This window comes from Acidobacteriota bacterium (assembly GCA_016196065.1).
GTDB lineage: Bacteria > Acidobacteriota > Terriglobia > Terriglobales > Acidobacteriaceae > Acidiflorens.
The window spans coordinates 421,554-436,215 of the sequence record JACPYL010000025.1; the positions used below are offsets into that span (position 1 = coordinate 421,554).

General features: G+C 57.7%; 14 protein-coding genes and 1 tRNA gene. 6 read left to right on the plus strand and 9 right to left on the minus strand.

Features of this window, described 5'->3' with window-relative positions; translation table 11 throughout:
- The first annotated feature begins 3 nt into the window (after positions 1 to 3).
- Positions 4 to 1,176, plus strand: coding sequence for a polysulfide reductase NrfD (gene nrfD / locus HY010_19655; GenBank protein ID MBI3477956.1), 1,173 nt, complete (start codon positions 4 to 6; stop codon positions 1,174 to 1,176).
- Positions 1,177 to 1,276: 100 nt separating this feature from the next.
- On the opposite strand, the gene HY010_19660 is transcribed toward nrfD, so the two are convergent.
- From HY010_19660 to HY010_19675, 4 genes are all read right to left on the minus strand, one after another.
- Positions 1,277 to 2,659, minus strand: a complete 1,383-nt coding sequence (locus HY010_19660) for a sigma-54-dependent Fis family transcriptional regulator (GenBank protein MBI3477957.1) — start codon at positions 2,657 to 2,659, stop codon at positions 1,277 to 1,279.
- Positions 2,660 to 2,674: 15 nt separating this feature from the next.
- Positions 2,675 to 3,682: a hypothetical protein gene (locus HY010_19665; protein ID MBI3477958.1), complete on the minus strand. Its 1,008-nt coding sequence runs from the start codon at positions 3,680 to 3,682 to the stop codon at positions 2,675 to 2,677.
- 232 nt (positions 3,683 to 3,914) lie between these two features.
- Positions 3,915 to 3,991, minus strand: a tRNA-Val gene (locus HY010_19670).
- A 152-nt stretch (positions 3,992 to 4,143) separates the two neighbouring features.
- Positions 4,144 to 5,223: a DUF481 domain-containing protein gene (locus tag HY010_19675; GenBank protein ID MBI3477959.1), complete on the minus strand. Its 1,080-nt coding sequence runs from the start codon at positions 5,221 to 5,223 to the stop codon at positions 4,144 to 4,146.
- Positions 5,224 to 5,496: 273 nt separating this feature from the next.
- On the opposite strand from HY010_19675, the gene HY010_19680 reads away from it, so the two are divergent.
- On the plus strand, positions 5,497 to 6,939 hold the full coding sequence (locus HY010_19680; GenBank protein ID MBI3477960.1) for a tetratricopeptide repeat protein: 1,443 nt from the start codon (positions 5,497 to 5,499) through the stop codon (positions 6,937 to 6,939).
- 130 nt (positions 6,940 to 7,069) lie between these two features.
- Positions 7,070 to 7,711, plus strand: coding sequence for a hypothetical protein (locus HY010_19685; GenBank protein MBI3477961.1), 642 nt, complete (start codon positions 7,070 to 7,072; stop codon positions 7,709 to 7,711).
- 112 nt (positions 7,712 to 7,823) lie between these two features.
- On the opposite strand, the gene HY010_19690 is transcribed toward HY010_19685, so the two are convergent.
- Together HY010_19690 and HY010_19695 are read right to left on the minus strand one after the other, a co-directional pair.
- On the minus strand, positions 7,824 to 8,318 hold the full coding sequence (locus HY010_19690; GenBank protein MBI3477962.1) for a hypothetical protein: 495 nt from the start codon (positions 8,316 to 8,318) through the stop codon (positions 7,824 to 7,826).
- A 150-nt stretch (positions 8,319 to 8,468) separates the two neighbouring features.
- Positions 8,469 to 9,179, minus strand: coding sequence for a carbohydrate-binding family 9-like protein (locus HY010_19695; protein ID MBI3477963.1), 711 nt, complete (start codon positions 9,177 to 9,179; stop codon positions 8,469 to 8,471).
- A 153-nt stretch (positions 9,180 to 9,332) separates the two neighbouring features.
- On the opposite strand from HY010_19695, the gene ada reads away from it, so the two are divergent.
- Both ada and HY010_19705 read left to right on the plus strand, forming a co-directional pair.
- Complete coding sequence (ada, locus tag HY010_19700) at positions 9,333 to 10,397, plus strand: bifunctional DNA-binding transcriptional regulator/O6-methylguanine-DNA methyltransferase Ada (GenBank protein ID MBI3477964.1); 1,065 nt, start codon at positions 9,333 to 9,335, stop codon at positions 10,395 to 10,397.
- 211 nt (positions 10,398 to 10,608) lie between these two features.
- A complete protein-coding gene (locus HY010_19705) occupies positions 10,609 to 11,799 on the plus strand; it encodes a hypothetical protein (protein ID MBI3477965.1) in 1,191 nt (396 codons plus the stop codon).
- Positions 11,800 to 11,826: 27 nt separating this feature from the next.
- Here the strand turns inward: HY010_19705 and HY010_19710 are convergent, their stop codons facing one another.
- From HY010_19710 to HY010_19720, 3 genes are all read right to left on the minus strand, one after another.
- Positions 11,827 to 12,579, minus strand: a complete 753-nt coding sequence (locus HY010_19710; protein MBI3477966.1) for a hypothetical protein — start codon at positions 12,577 to 12,579, stop codon at positions 11,827 to 11,829.
- Between the two features lie 35 nt (positions 12,580 to 12,614).
- Complete coding sequence (locus tag HY010_19715; protein ID MBI3477967.1) at positions 12,615 to 13,391, minus strand: SDR family oxidoreductase; 777 nt, start codon at positions 13,389 to 13,391, stop codon at positions 12,615 to 12,617.
- Between the two features lie 95 nt (positions 13,392 to 13,486).
- Positions 13,487 to 13,837, minus strand: coding sequence for a helix-turn-helix transcriptional regulator (locus tag HY010_19720; GenBank protein MBI3477968.1), 351 nt, complete (start codon positions 13,835 to 13,837; stop codon positions 13,487 to 13,489).
- 79 nt (positions 13,838 to 13,916) lie between these two features.
- On the opposite strand from HY010_19720, the gene HY010_19725 reads away from it, so the two are divergent.
- Positions 13,917 to 14,645 carry an SDR family oxidoreductase gene (locus HY010_19725; protein ID MBI3477969.1) on the plus strand — a complete coding sequence of 243 codons (729 nt, stop codon included), beginning with the start codon at positions 13,917 to 13,919 and terminating at the stop codon, positions 14,643 to 14,645.
- Positions 14,646 to 14,662 lie beyond the last annotated feature (17 nt).

A 14,662-nucleotide genomic window follows, 5' to 3' on the forward strand; every position in this document is an offset into this window, starting at 1 on the left:
GCCATGACCACCACTCGATTTCCAAAGATCAGTCTCTGGCGCACAATCGTTGCGTTGATTTTCGCTGCTGGTATCTATTCGATGTATGCGCGATTCGCGCTCGGCTTTCAAGCTTCCACCAACCTTACTGATCCTCAGCCCTGGGGCCTCTGGGTTGGATTAGGAACGCTGTGCGGCGTTGGCTTATCGGCCGGCGGGTTCGCGATTGCCGCAGCCGTGTACCTTCTGGGCTTTGAGCGCTACCGCCCGATCTTGCGGACGGCCGTACTCATCTCGTTCCTGGGATATTCCACCGTCATGATCGGCATGCTGTACGAACTCGGGCTGCCCTGGAGAATCTGGCACCCGATTTTCATGTGGAACCGGCATTCCGTACTGTTTGAGGTTTCCTGGTGCGTGATGCTTTACAGCTCGGTGCTGGCACTGGAGTTCTCTCCTGCGCTGGTAGAGAAAATTCCCTGGAAGAAAGCGCGCGAGTTATACCTGCGCTGGCATCACAGCATTCTGATCGCACTGGTGGTAGTCGGCACACTGCTTTCTTCCATGCATCAATCATTCCTCGGCGGACTGTACCTGATCACCAAAGGCAGACTCGATCCGCTCTGGTACACACCGCACCTGACCACGATGTTTTATCTGTCCGCGATCCCGGCTGGATTGGCAGTCACCATCATGGCGATCTACCTGTGCGTGCGCTCGCTGAACGTTCGTGTGGACATGAATATCCTGAGCGACGTAAGCTGGGTAATTGCACCACTGCTCGGAGTCTATGGCTTGTTCCGGGCGATTGATCTGATTAACCGCGATGCCCTGCCCTACCTCTGGATGTGGCGCGAAGAAACACTCTCCTTCTGGCTGGAGATCGCACTGCTGGTGATTGCACCTGTGATCCTGCTCAACATGGACAAAGTGCGTAATGTTCCGCAGAACTTGTACTGGGTCTGCGCGCTGGTCGTGATGGGCTTCATGACCAACCGGCTGAATGTCTCCATCACTGGCTTGCAGGCAACCTCGGGGACGTACTACATTCCGAAGTGGACAGAGTTCGCAGCCACTTTCGCAACCATCACTGCTGCCGTCGTGGCCTTCCGTTACGCCGTGATCTACCTGGATATCTTGCCGAGGAAGACACCACCGCAACAGCTGATGGTTATGGGGCAACCCGGTAACGCATAAACTCGCATGCACTGCTCAGCCCCGGGCGAAGAGTCCGGGGCTTTTCAGTTGATACAGAATGATTAACGGACGCCCAGTCCGCCTCAATGCAGCAGCACTGCTATTCCGACGACTTCCCTTTAAGCCTTCGCTGCAGTGAGGTGGGATGAATCCCGAGAATGCGCGATGCCTGCGTCTTGTTATTTCGAGTCGCAGCGAGAACCTGATCGATGTAGTGGTCCTCCATCTCCCGCAGGCTCAGGAACTGTTCGCCAGTCGGAGAAATGTCGACCACCGAAAAGGGTTCTCCCGCTCTTTTCTCCTCATGCTGGTCACGAATTTCTTCCGGAAGGTGGTCCGCTTCTACTTCTCCTTCGGGCGTCAGGATCATGGTGCGCTCAATCACATTTCGCAGTTCGCGGATGTTGCCGGGCCAGTGATATTGCTCCAGCAAGTCTGCGGCTCCATGACTGAATCCAGTGAAGTTTTTCTTTAGCTCGTGGTTCAAGTGCTGGAGAATCTCCAGTGCCAACGGCACAATATCTTCGCGACGCTCGCGCAACGGAGGAATGTAAAGCTGTACCACATTCAGGCGGTAATAGAGGTCTTCACGAAACCGGCCTTGCGTGATGGCATTGCGCAGTTGGTCGTTGGTGGCAGCGACCAGACGGATATCCACTTTGATCGTGGCCGTTCCTCCCAGCCGCATGAACGTTCCTTCCTCAAGGACACGCAGCATCTTCGCCTGCACGCTCGCGGACATGTTTGCAATTTCGTCGAGGAACAAGGTGCCGCCACTGGCCCGCTCCAGCAGCCCTTCCTTCCGGCGCCGCGCATCGGTGAAGGCTCCCGGTTCGTAGCCGAACAACTCGCTCTCCAACAGCGCATCGGGAAGAGCGGCACAGTTGAGTTCCAGCAAGGGCATCGCGCTGCGCGGACTCGCATAGTGAATGGCACGAGCAAGCACTCCTTTGCCGGTGCCGCTCTCGCCCTGGATCAGAATCGTAGTGTGATCGCTTTCCGCGGCCTTGCGCGCGACCTCCAGCATCTTGATCGTGACCTGATTGTGCGTGATCACGCGTCCGAAGTTGTAGCGCCCCTTTTCGGATTCTACGGAATCCCGCACGCGCACTCGTAACGTCAGCACTTCTTCTGCCCGCTGCAGGACCGCCATCATGTCATCGCGCGGGAAGGGCTTGACGAGGTAGTCGAACGCACCAAGTTTCATGGCTTCTACGGCTCGCTCGACCATGTGATAAGCGCTCATCATGACGACGATTGCAGTCGGATTCGCCTGTTTTATCTGGCGCAACACTTCGACGCCATCGATACCAGGAAGGACGATGTCCAGCAAGATAAGGTCCGGCTTTTCTTCGTGAAAAAGCTTCAGGCCATCTTCACCCGACAAGGCCGTGAACACTTCGAATCCATCCTGGCGCAAACCGCGCGAGATGGTTCGCAGCGTCAGCTCTTCGTCGTCGATGATGAGTGCGGAATAGGGCATGGTGATTGGGAATCGTTACACTACGATTTCCGACTGTTCTTTCGACTTGTGTGACTCCTCCTGCCGGATGGGCAATGTAACGGTCACAGTGGTTCCACGATTCAACACGCTGTCGATTCGAATGTCGCCATTATTTCTGCGGATGTACGTACGGCTGATACTCAACCCCAGGCCCGTGCCCTTGCCTAATTTGGTCGTAAAAAATGGTTCGAAGATGTGGGGCAGAATCTCCGGAGAAATACCGCAGCCGGTGTCATGCACGCGGATTTCAATATTTTCTTCGAAGGGCAGCTTGCTCGCTGACACGACAATACGGCCACCGTTGTCCGTGGCTTCTGCCGCGTTGATGAGCAGGTTCATCAGGACCTGCGAAAGCTGGTTGGAGTCCACAAGAATATTAGGCAGGTCTTCGGGGACTCGATTCTCGGCGTGTTTGCCGCGGAGTGCTGGTTGCCCTTCGAGAAAGCCGAGCGTATCGGCAATCAGACGATGCAGGTTGAGGTTACTCAATACCAGTGGGCCGGGACGAGCATAGTTGACGAGCCCGCGTAGAGTAGCCGCAATACGCTTCGTGCCCGCGATGCATTGCTCGACCTCCCACCGCTGCTCGGGATCGGTGGCGCCTTTTAGCTCCAGCTCCAGATGCGAGAGGATGCCAAGCAGTGGATTGTTGATCCCGTGAGCCGCTCCCAAAGCCAACTGAGCGAGCGTGGAATATTTTTCGTATTCCGCCAATTGAGCCTGGAACTGAAACTTCTCTTTGTTCAATTCCCGATCTTCAAACAGGCGGCGAAAGAGTTCGTTCTGAGCCGTGTTGCGCTCACGCTCCAACTGCTGGGTCGCTTCCTTCGCTTGTTTCAGGGATGCGCAGGCTCGTTCCCACTCCCGGCGCTGAAGGCGCCACATGACGAACATCACTACTAGCCCTGCGACTACAATCGAAAACAAGTAGCGTGCCGCCGGCAACTCGAAGTTTCCGGATGTTTCCAGGACGGGCAACACGCTCCCAGTCAAGTTCAGCACACTCGTGCCTCTGTCCAGTGCGGATGCATCCTTCTTACAACATGGAACGGATCGTCCGGAATCGCAGTGATCGGTATCACAGCGCAGGGTGCCCGGAGGGTTGGAATACCCCTCCAAGTCTTTGACAACAGGCGTCTAATTCAGGAGATGGACACCACGAGTGCAATCACGTACGGGTCAAGATTGATGCAACAACGATCACCGGTGGGAGATCACAGGCAGGAAGAGTGTTTGGTAGGCCCGAATGGACTCGAACCATCGACCTCCTCCGTGTCAGGGAGGCGCTCTAACCAACTGAGCTACGGGCCTATACGTGCTTTGCGGCTTCTGCTACCAAACAGCGGCCGCTTCATTGTACCGACTTTATTCGAGACTAGGCAATTCTGGGCGGGGACGGGAGGAGTTGTGGAACTCCGTCCTCCCTAGCGACCGCCTTGCTCTTCTTCCCAGAAAGCGACTTCTCAGTGAGCAAATGAGAAGTTGAGACCAGTGGAGAACAAGATGTCGTTCTTCTTTGTCCCAGCCGGGACCTGGCTGACGTAGATGTCTCCGAATGTATTCTGCCAGCCGAGCCACTTGTTGATCTTCGTCACGGTCCCGAATGTAAAGGTCCCGCGATACTCTCCCGTATTGGTCAGGTCGGGATAGAAATACAGGTTCTGCGTGATCACCGTACTCTTCGACAATTTGTGTGTGAACTCGTCGCCCAACGTGAGACCGGCGAGGCTGCGCGAAACTGCGCCCACCGGCGTACCGTCGCCAAGCAGGAACGCACCGTAGCTCTCGTGGGTGTAGTTGACGCCGGCCAGCAAGTCGAGGCTGGTCTTCTCGCTCTTGATCGCATGCCAGCCGATTCCACCACCAAAGACCGAGCGCAGGTCGAGGTGCTGAAGTTCGTCATGATAAAAATCACCGTTGACGAACCCAAACACTCGCGGCGCGAAATCGCGGTCGTAACGAGCCCCGCCGCCGATCGCATTCGCAGTGGTCGATGGCGACGCGCCCTCTTTGTCGTTGGTGGCATACACCGAGGTCGAGTACAGAGACAGCTTGTCTTTGAATCCCTTCCGCGTGGCTGCGAAAGCAATATTGAGATTCTTGCTGGCGCTATTGCCGCGCGTGAGCGCGAAACCGAGATTCAGACCACCGTTCCAGCCTTCTCCGAAGCCGGGATGCAGGCTCTTTTCGTAGGCAGCCTGTTCGCCGGGACTACGCAGCGTCGTGATCGAAGCCTTCGGCGCCTCCACCGCACCGGCGGACCGGGTGGCCACCACGATGTTGTCTCCATTAGTCGTTACCGGACCGACCGCTGTTTTGTCGCCCATGAAAACGTTCAGATCACCTGCCGAGGTAATGGACTGGATCGCATCGAACTTCACGGTCACATCTCCGGCATAGTCGGTCTTGATGACCAGTTCCTTGCCGTCGGACTTGCTGATCGACCCGGTCAAACGGTCGCCATTCTTGAGCGTGACCTGATCCGCGAATGCAGATACCGCAAATAGAAAACAAAGAAAACTCACCACTATCCAGCTACGCACAGACTCCTCCTAAGTATTGTTTCGATATTTTGTTTCACGAAGTGGGAAAAATGAATTTACTGGAACAGCGAAACATACGAGTCATTGTTGGCAAGATCGGTTATGACTCCGGATGGCCAACTTCTAAATCTCATAAATTGTATCGCAATCCGAACACGGCGGTCGCGGCGCCAGACAGAATCTGCCTGACTGATTACTTCCGTGACCTATCGTCCGACCGCGCAGCGGACTATTTTTGCCACAGGCCGTTGTGGCGCAATGGTGGAGGTTCTCGTGAATCGCTGTCTCCTGGGTTGGATCGTAATCGCGCTGGCGGGTATTTCGTTCGCCGACCAGACTCCTTCAACCACGTCGACAGACGCTCTTTTTTGGTGGCAAGCAGGGGGCATTTCGGCACCCCGCATCGAGCGCCTCACGCAGCAGCACAGCTTGTCGTGCCACGCAGCGAGTGCCTGCAGGAGCGCGGCCGACAAGACCGCGACCAGTTCCCTCGCGAATCGCGCTTCAACAAGAAAATCGACTGCCAATCCAGCCTGTAACTGTTCCAGTCCGGCCGCCGGAATTGCTGATTTAGTCCGTGCGCGGAAATACGACGTTGCGGAAAGTAAGGTCCGCTCCTTTATTCAGAACAATCCCGAGAACCCGTGGGCACAGTTTGTTCTGGGAACGATTTTGCGTCAGGAAAACCGTTTCGAGGAAGCGTTCGACGTCTTCAGCGACTCCGCCAAGCTGATGCCCGGCTTCCCGGAAACACATAACCAGCTTGCCTATCTGTTCTACCGCGACGACGATTCCGCAAACGCAATTTCTGAAGCGCGCACAGCCCTGAGCATGGATCCCGGAAACGCTGAAGCATATCGCTATCTCGGCTTGGCCCTTTATGCTGGCGGACGGTACGACGCAGCCCTGAACGCCTTTCAGCATTCACTCGATCGCGAACCCGCCAACGCAGACGTGTATTACGACATGGGAATCACGTTGCGCGACCAGGGCGATCTGCGGCGCGCCGCGATTGCGTATCGTCACGCGCTCAGCTTGCGTCCTGATTTCTGGGAAGCGCATAGCAACCTGGGCGTGGTCCTGCACGATATGGGAAAACTCGAGGATGCCGTCACCGAGTACCGCGCGGCCAAGCGACTGAATCCGCAGGAAGCCAGCGTCCGCAACAATCTCGGGAACACGTATTGCGATCAGAACAACTTTGACAGCGCGGTCGCAGAATTTCAGGAGCTTTCACGACAGAATCCGGAATGGGACGGCGGTCACAATTGCCTGGCCCGTGCCTACATGTCGAAACGCGATTACGCTTCTGCGATTCATGAGTTGCAGGCCGCCATCCGTGCCAATCCGACTGGAGCGGCCGAACATCGCGTTCTCGGTCAGGCCTTGCTGTTGTCTGGCAGAGACGAAGAAGCAGTCGTGATTCTGCGCAAGGCGGTGACCCTTAACCCGGACTCCGCGCTCGCCCATCACTATCTTGGCACCGCGTTCGTGAATGTCCAGCAACTGGACGAGGCAGAAACGGAATTTCGTCAGGCCTTGCGCCTCGACCATAGCGCGCAAAACCACTATTCCCTGGCCGCCTGCCTGGTGGCCCTGAACCGCTACGAAGAAGCTCTCTCGGAGCTTGAAATCGCCTCCCACATGGACCCCGCGCAGGACCTTTACCGGGCCCGTATGCAGGAGGTCGTGAAGCTGATTACCGCCTCTAAGTAGCGACCGGCCATTGTCCCAGTGGGCAGGCTCCAAATATGCACTGACGTGCGTCGCCCCCCAGCCCTAACCGCCCTAAAATGGCTGATAGCAAGGCGTTTCAGAAGCTCGGCTGTACCGCAGGGGTGCAACGATGGAAACTACTGCCGCAAAACAAGCCAAGGCAAAAACCGCCACTCCAGCCGGAATCACCGCGGAACGAACTGGCAGGGAGCATCCACCGCGTGTACTCGGGGCTTCGCCAGATCCCAAGGCGGTTGGCTATGGACTACCCTGCTCCAATTGCCGGGCCTACTATCCCGCGGACATCGACGCCTGCCCGATCTGCAAGACGGCCGAGCGAGTATCGCCGCGCGCCGTCCCACCGTTGCCGGTGGCTCCGGTCGCGGCCAGTGCGGAATCCAGCGCCCCGTTAGAAGATGAGCGCGAGAAGTTTCTGCGGGAACTGAAGTCGCAAGCTTTCGCGTCGCACACCCAGATCAACGCAGCCGCGACATTCCGTTGCGTGCTTGAACAGAATCACTCCACCGACTTTGAGCCGGCGGCCGTGTGCCACACCTGCTACGGCGAGTTGCGCCAGCAGGCGGATCGCCTGGAAGCCACGCTTCACATGGACGTGAAAGAAGCCGCTCAGATCGTCTACGCGGCAGTGTGGGCAGACACTTCCGATCCCAGCAAGACCTACATCAACGCCGCCGCCGCATTGCTCTCGGAGCTGCGCAGGCGCGCAGGAATCGGCCTGTTGCTAGGCTCGAATCAGCCACTGTCGCATTGAGACAGTTCTCAGTTCCCGGTTCTCAGTTCTCAGTAGAGTCAAAAGCCTCCACCGGAGATGAGGAACGGGCTTACTGAGAACTGACAACTGAGAACCGAGAACTGTTTTCTAGCTATTCTGCTTTGAACGCCACGTAGTTCTTGCCGGCATACAGGCGGTATCCGTCGCCGTCTTTTTCCAACTTCATCGGGACGGGGTGTTTCTGCTGATCATCGGCCTTGGTCGCGACAGAGAACAAATCCGTAGCCGCGATATTCATGACCAGGAACTTTCCGTCTTTAAATCCAAAACCATAGGCACCCGGCTCCAGCGAACCTCCGTCAAACGTCACCTTGGTTTCGGTGATGAAGAAGCCCTGATATTTTTCCTGGATCGAGGTCGAGTATCCCGAGGTATCCACCATGCCGGCGGCGACGATATGTCCGGCGGCAGTCTTGGCGGCCACCGAGTTGCGCACTTGCACCTGTGCGCTCTGGCTGGCAAAGAAATATCCGCTCGGAACGACTTTCTTCAACGCATCGCCGGCAAGAATCTGCGCGCCAGCCTGGCTCAAGGCCAACGCCACAAAAACCATCAACCACATCCCAGTACGACGGTAGTTCAACATATAGTGCTCCTCGCTAAATTTGAATTGCTTGCCATTGAACGTGAAATAGTAAACGAAGGCGCCACGTTTTGCTGTGACGGGTTACCCGGTTTTTCCTTGCGTCCTCTGCGGACTCTCCGCGACTTCGCGGATAAGCACTTCTAGTTTTCCTCAATACGAAAACCGCAACTTTCCAAACGCCGACGGCACGTGAAAATTCGGCTCCGGCGTTCCGGTCGCTCGCCATGCAGCATAAAATCTTGGCTCCCGCGGTCCTTCGACGCGAAAGAAATTGACGCGCCATTCTGCCGTGGGATCGAAATGATCGGTCAGCGCCTTGATCGGAATCGCCAACTCCGCCGCCCAGGTGTGATGTTCCCAATCCAGCCACACCGATTTCTGCAGGCCGCTTTTGAGATCGCGACGCCCCTCGGGAAAAATATCCAGATCCACCCACATCCCGTTCGGACTCACTTCCAATTCGCGGTAATAGCGAGGCCGCGAGGGATCCGGCTGCAGGAATGTCTCCGCCACATCGCGATCCCAGAGCTGATCGCGACGGCCGCTCGCATCCGAGTCGTCAAACAAAAACAATTCCCGATAACGGCATTCAAAACGCAGGTAGAGCGTTTGCGACGTCCACAGCAAACGGACTTCCGTCTGCCGTTCTGCATCCGGATTCTTTCCCTGCCAATCCGAGCAGAACGAAACGCCTTGCGCCGTTTGCCATTCTGGAGCGGGATGCCTCGCATCGAGTGGGATGTCGCGGGTTACCCGTGTGGCCGTGATGTTATCCGCTCCCGGGGAACAATCGTTTGTATTTACTTGGCTCATAGCTAGAGAGGGCAAGAAGCAGAATAACGCGGCCATCCATATTCGCATAAAGATCTCGTCGATCCCATGGTGATCCCAGTCCGAAGCTATCGCTGCATTCCCGATTTCGTTTTGACCGCAACAATCGGATAGTCCGTTCCGGCCGTCCTGCCCTATGTTATCTGCATGGCAACCAATGCGATACTCTCCGAGGCAGCAGTCATGAAAACGAATCCCATCGACACCCGCCGCTGGCAAGCTGTTACCGACCGCGACTCCGCACTGGACGGCGCTTTTGTATTCGCTGTCGCGAGCACCGGAATCTTCTGCCGTCCATCGTGCCCCTCTCGGCGACCGCGCCGCGAAAACGTAAGCTTCTTCGAGCGCCCGATGGAGGCCGAAAAGGCAGGATACCGCGCCTGCCTGCGTTGCCGTCCGAAGGCAATTGACGGGAATCCGCAGGCCGCACTGGTACGCTCCGTTTGCCGCTACATTGAGCAGAATATCGAAGACCGCCTGACCCTCGCTGGACTGGCTAAGGAATTTCGACGCAGCCCGTTCCACTTGCAGCGCACCTTCAAGTCCGTGCTCGGCGTTTCGCCCAAGGCCTACATGGACGCGGTCCGCCTGCGCCAGGTGAAGCACAACCTCCAGGCCGGGCACTCCGTCACCACGTCTCTCTATGCCGCTGGATACGGCTCCAGCAGCCGCCTTTACGAGCGCACCGCAACGCAACTCGGCATGACGCCGGAAAAATATCGCCGGGGAGCGGTTGCGGCCGTAGTGCGTTTCACGATCGCGAAATCTCCGTTGGGACCGATGCTGATCGCCGCCACTGACAAAGGTATTTGCGCGATCCAGTTCGCCGACAGCGAAGCCGAACTCCAGCAAGGCCTGATGCGCGAGTTCCCTTTCGCGACTCGCCGCCGCGATGACGAAGCCATGGCCGAGTGGCACGAAAAACTCGAGCGCCTGATTGAAGGGACGAATCAGGATGCACATCCCTCGATTCCCCTCGACATACGCGCGACGGCTTTCCAGCGCCGCGTCTGGGAAGCGCTACAACGTATCCCGCGTGGAGAAACTCGTTCCTACAGCGCCGTAGCCAAGAAGATCGGCATGCCGAAAGCCACTCGCGCCGTAGCCCGCGCCTGCGCAACCAACCCGGTTGCCGTGGCGATCCCCTGCCACCGCGTGGTCCGCGAAGACGGCGAACTCGGCGGCTATCGCTGGGGGCTTGAGCGCAAGGAGCAGTTGCTTGCGATGGAGCAAGGTGCAGGAGTCTAGTCTTCAATCGCAAATCGCTTCGGGCGTCTTGCAAGGTTTCTGCGGACGCCCGCAGTTCCAACCTCTACAAATTGACTACCCGTAGTCCGCGGCGTAGCATCGGCTGGCTTGGCGTCCGCGGGCACAACTTGGACAGCCCCCGTCCGAGAATGCTGTGTTTCCCCCCGACTGGCGTTGTCGGGCGTCATGGTCCGAAAGCCAAGGTGGAGTTATGAAATCGGAGTGTTCCCAGCGTCCAGCGTGCCTGATTCTGCTTGTGGCAGCGTTCATGTTGTTGACCACAAGCGCCGGCGCGCAGACTTTCAGCGTGCTCTTCACCTTCTCCGATCTCTCCCAGGGATTTCAGCCCATAGGGCCGGTGGCACTCGACCCGGCCGGCAACGTCTACGGGATGGCGATGCACGGCGGCGTGCCCGACAACTTCGGAACTGTATTCAAAGTGGACACCCACGGCAATTTCACGCTGCTCCATACTTTTGCGGGCACGCCCGACGGCTGGTGGCCCGTCTGGGGACCGGTCGTCGACAAAACCGGCGCCCATATCTATGGCACCACTCCACGCGGCGGCAGGACGAATCCAGCCTGCGGCGGGCAATGCGGAATTATTTTCAAATTGACCCAGGCGGGCAAGGAAACCATTATTTTCCGCTTCGGAAGAAAGAGCGCCCTGTTTGGATCCTTCCCTCAATTTGGCGTGATTCGAGACGCCACAGGCGCGCTCTACGGAACCGCGACACTCGGTGGGCCGGCTGACCACGGAACAGCATTTCGCCTTGCCAAAGGGGTTTACACCGTGCTGCACACGTTTCCAACCGGGCAAGGGGATGGCGAGTATCCTCAGGGACCTCTTCTTCGGGACGCGGCCGGCAACCTGTATGGCACGACCGGCTTTGGCGGGGCATTGGGCCACGGAACCGTGTTCAAGATCGATCCGGCAGCGAACGAAACCGTCCTCTACAACTTCACCGGTGGCACCGATGGCGATCAACCCTGGAACAATTTAATCCGGGACGCCGCCGGCAATCTGTACGGAACCACGTTCTCCAGTCTGTTTCCCGGCAACCCTGGAGTCATCTTCAAGCTGGACACGAATGGCAAAGAGACTGTGCTTTACACTTTCGCTGGCGGCGCAGACGGCGCCCGTGCAGGCGGCATGGTGATGGACGCGGCCGGGAGTCTCTATGGAACCACTGGTTTTCTCGACACCGGAGGCACGCTCTTCAAGCTCGATCCGTCGGGGCACAAAACGGTGCTCCACACCTTCACTGGTGGCGCAGACGGTGCTGGTCCCGGACCACTCATCCAGGATGCCGCCGGCAACATCTATGGTGCTGCATCCGGCGGCGGGGACTTGAACTGCAATCCTGCAGGCTGCGGAGTCATTTTCAAATTCACGCCTTGATCGTCAGACACCGCGGTGCGCCGTGGCCTAGCGGGCTATTTGTTGCACCCAACCCGCAAACGAGTGCCAGGCGGCGGTCTGCCCAATCAGGAATCTCGCCTGCGACATAAATACCAGGAACGCGCCCGCCCATAGCGTCGCGCGATGGACTCTGCGGGTCGACCACAAATCATAGGCCACCAAGGCCAACAGGAAGAGATAGGAAAACCGTGTCGCCACGGCCGCATGCTTGTAGACCATGGAGAAGGGCCAGCGAGCGATGGCGGCCACCAATAGCTCAATCGTTGCAATCAAGATGAGCCGCTTGTGCGCCGGGGGATTCGATCGATTGCGATACGCGAACACCATCAGCGTGCCGAACATCAGAATCGCTGACATCGGAATGACATAGAAGAATTTCACGTCTCTGCCCGGCGGCCCAGCTTCCCGGACAAGCGAATCAGTAGCCGCCATCACTCCCAGGATCACCATCGCGCACGCAAGGATGAACCCCGCGATCCCGAGACGGCGATGAATGTCCACTCTGCCCGCTGCAACAAGCGACGTCTGGGTGATGAGCAAGAGTATCCAACTGGAAAATGCGATCGCATGGAAGTGAATAATCAGGCTAGGTAGAGGCGCACGAACCAATCCCGCAAGATAGTAGGTGTGCGCAAAACCAACAAACACCGTAACCAGAATGAGCGCGGCCATTGTCGAAAAAAAGACGTGATCGAAACGCCGTCCGGGCAGGCTGGACGAGGTCTTTACCGGATTTCCAGGTACCGTGGCTGTCGCCATCATTCCTCCGGAGATCTAACCGATTAAAGCTGATTCTACGCAGGCGAGTTCGGTCCCGCCAGAAATCCACCGTCGAGAATCAGGGATTGCCCAGTCATGAACGAAGCCTTGTCTGAGCACATCCAGACGACCGCTTCCGCGATTTCCATCGGAGTTCCAAAGCGGCCGATGGGATGAAGTCCGAGGGCATACTTCTTCATTTCTGGCGCGCCGAAGATGCGTTCTCCCATCGGCGTTTCAATCACTGCCGGGCACACTGCGTTGATTCGTATTCCGCTGCGAGCGGTTTCCAGCGCGGCGGACTTGGTCAGGCCGATCACGCCGTGCTTGCTCGCGCAATACGTGGCCGCTCCCGCGGAACCGATCCATCCCGCGACTGACGCCATGTTGCATATCGCTCCGCCGCTTCCCTGTTTGAGCATCTGGCGGATCTGGTACTTCAGGCATAGCCACACGCCCTTGAGGTTAATGTTGATGGTGCTGTCCCAGGCTTCTTCGCTCTGATCGACGATCGGAGTCCATGCGCCCTCGACCCCGGCGTTGTTGAACGCGATATCCAGGCGGCCAAACTTCTCCACCGTTTTCTGGACGAGCACCTGCACGTCGGCAGTCTTTGACACGTCCGTCTTTACGAACAGGCCGTCGCCGCCCTCGGCACCGACCAGGTCCATGGTTTCCTTGCCCTCCACTTCCCGGCGGCCGGCAACCACCACCTTGGCGCCCTCCTTAGCGAAAAGAATGGCGGCGTCGCGGCCAATCCCTGAAGTCCCGCCAGTAACAATTGCAACTTTGCCGTTTAGATCCTTTGCCATGAACTCTCCTTGAAGTGAGACCACCGTCGAAGCGGACAAATGAAAGTGTGAGGGGGGATTGTAAACCACACGGCAGAACGTACGAAACGGGCCCTCTACGGACAGAGCTGCCGCCCTTGCAGCCGCTGGGCGACGCCAACAACATTCGTGAGCGCGGCGCACAGTTCCAGTCCGACGGGAGTCAGCGAATACCAGACGGTCGGCGGGGATGTTCGCCGTGTGATCCGCTCGATCACTCCATTCTGTTCGAGCTTGCGAAGCCGGGTCGTGAGCATCTTCGCCGAGACTCGGCCGATGTCGGTCTGCAATTCCGTGAAGCAGCGTTCCCCTTCCCGCAGATACCAGATCACATGGGCGGTCCATGTCCCCGCGAGCAGACGCATACATTGACTCAAGGGGCACTCCGCGGGCGGTGGCAGCACTTTGCTTTTCCGTCTCTTCACCATTGGCAACGCCTTTCCAAATGGTAACCCGATTCTGCACAGCAGGCGAATCCTGGCTCCGGCCCGTTCCATCTATGTAGGCATGAACAGAAATCGCAAACATACGGCACTCATTACCGGAGCCTCAAGCGGCATCGGTCTCGGACTCACGCGCGGATTCCTCGCGGAAGACTTCAACGTAGTCGCAAACTCGCGCCACATCACAACCGCTGGCACGCTGGTGCCATCCGACGACCTGCTCCTTGTCGATGGCGACGTCGGCGAAGCGTCCACCGCACAGAATGTGATCCGACAAGCGGAGCAACGATTCGGCACGGTCGATGTGCTCATCAACAACGCGGGTATCTTCGTGCCCAAGCCATTTGTCGACTACACGCCTGAAGACTTCGAGCGCGTACTCTCAACCAATCTGGCTGGCTTCTTCTACATGTCGCAGGCGGCCGCCCGCCATATGCAGAAGCACGGCGGGGGTCAGATCATCACGATCAGTACGACACTGGCCCAGCAACCGGTTGCTGGAGTAACCGCAGCGCTGACGAGCTTGACCAAGGGCGGCCTCAACGCGGTGACGCGCGGCCTGGCGATTGAATATGCAGCCGAGGGAATCCGGGTCAATGCGATCGCACCGGGCATCGTGGACACGCCGATGCATAAACCCGAAAACCACGAATTTCTAAAGGGACTGCACCCGATCAAGCGGTTGGCCACGGTCCAGGAGATCGTTGACGCCGCCCTGTTCCTGGTGCGGGCTCCATTCATCACCGGAGAAGTGATCCACGTTGACGGTGGCGCTCACGCGGGTAAATGGTAGGACGCCAGACGTTGTTG